Raw genomic sequence first — 1,696 nt, forward strand, 5'->3', positions numbered from 1 at the left:
CGCCGGCTGGAACCGCAGTTCCGGACGCTTGCCGCAGCGCTCGTCCTCGAACGTGACCACCGCGACGTCCCCGGCTCCGCCGACCACGTGTCTGTGCTTTCGGGTTCCAGGGCTCCGCCCTCGGCGCCCGCCATACAGCGATGCTCGGGACTTCTGCTGATCTCCTCCCGGCAGTAGTCAGCGTCTTTGGTCCGGCCCCCGGCACGCCCCACCGATGGGCTCAGTACGCCCAGAGCAGGCACGCCGTCAACTCGGCCGCCTGCGCAGACGTCGGGGTATAGCGCAGGGCATAGATGAGGGGCTCGGCCGCACAGGTACGGCCGAGCCCCCGATCCTTCGTCCTTGCGCGAAGCAGAGCCTGAAGGCTCGCGTCCGGGCATGGAGCGGGTCCGTTCGCCGACGTTAGCCGGCCACGCGGACGCCGGGGCAGGCGCCGACGTCACTGCCCCAGGGTGGTCAGGTCGATGGCGTGGGCCATGGTCTTGTAGCCGGCGGGGCTGGGATGGATGTGGTCGCCCATGTGCAAGCCGTCCGGGATGCGGCCGGTGGCGGCAGGGTCCAGGGCACGGTCGAAGTCGGCGACGGCGTCGTACTCGCCACTGGTACGGATCCACTGATTGACCTGGCCGCGGATCTTCTCGCCCCCGGCCGTCCAGCCGGCCGCGTCCCGGTAGGGGGTGAGCGTACCTCCGACAATCCTGACGCCGGCGGCGCGCGCGGCGCGGATCAGCGTGCGATGGCCTTCGATCAGTCGCCGCGCGGTGATCGGTGGGTCGGCACGGCCGGCGCTGTCGGCTTGGGATACCGGCTGTTCGTTCATCTGGATGTCGTTGATGCCGATCAGGACGATCACCGTGCCCACGCGGGGCTGGCCCAGCACGTCGCGTGCGAACCGGGTGATCCCGGCGTCTCCCGCGCAGGCCGAGTCGGTGAGCAACTGGTTGGAGCCGAGGCCGGCGTTGAGCACCGGGCTCGGGCGGTGGGCGGCGAGCAGGCGCCCGGCCAGGGCGTCGGGGTAGCGGTCGTCCCCGTTGACGGTGGCGCCGAACCCGTCGGTGATGGAGTCGCCGAAGGCGACGATCGCCCCGGACTGCGGGTGTCCGCCCGAAGTCTCGACACCTGCCAGGTAGTACCAGGATCCGAATCCCGGCTCGACGCTGTCGGTGTAGGCGGTGGCGGCCGGGTCGTGGTGATGGTCGCCGACGGCGCGGTAGGTGGTGGTCATCGACACTTGGTGGTAGCTGGCGGGACCGGTGGCGTCCTTGAAGTACAAGGTAATGGTGAGTTGTTCGCGTGGCGTGGTGGGAAGGGTGAGCGGGTCGCTGACGGCACCGCTGCGCGGGGGGATGGTGGTGGAGGGCGAGCCGGCGAAGCGCAGGGTGCGGATGCTGCCCGGTTGCACGGCTGCGCCGGCAGTGGTGCGGCCGATGCTGGCTCCGGTCAGGTGCAGGGGTGTGGCGCCGTAGGCGTTGGACAGTCGGATCCGCAATCGGGTGCCGCCGGTGTTCACCCGCACGACCTGCCGCAGCGACTGGTCGTAAAAGCCCTGCTCGGCCCATGTTTCGAACCACGGCGCCCGGGAGGGCCGCATGATTGCCGCCGTCCATGCGCCGTGCCAGACAGTGCGGGTGTCAGCCGTGGACGTCAGCGCGGGCAGCGGAGTGTGGATGTTGAGCGAGGTCATAGTCGAACTTCC

At 70.1% G+C, this 1,696-nt stretch carries 1 protein-coding gene; it reads right to left on the reverse strand.

Annotation, left to right across the window (positions count from 1 at the left end):
* Nucleotides 1-439: 439 nt before the first annotated feature.
* Nucleotides 440-1,696: SGNH/GDSL hydrolase family protein (locus IE226_RS43545; RefSeq protein ID WP_229871987.1), on the reverse strand; the 1,257-nt coding region annotated here is incomplete at its 5' end.

The organism is Streptomyces longisporoflavus (assembly GCF_014649775.1).
Classification (GTDB): Bacteria; Actinomycetota; Actinomycetes; order Streptomycetales; family Streptomycetaceae; genus Streptomyces; species Streptomyces longisporoflavus.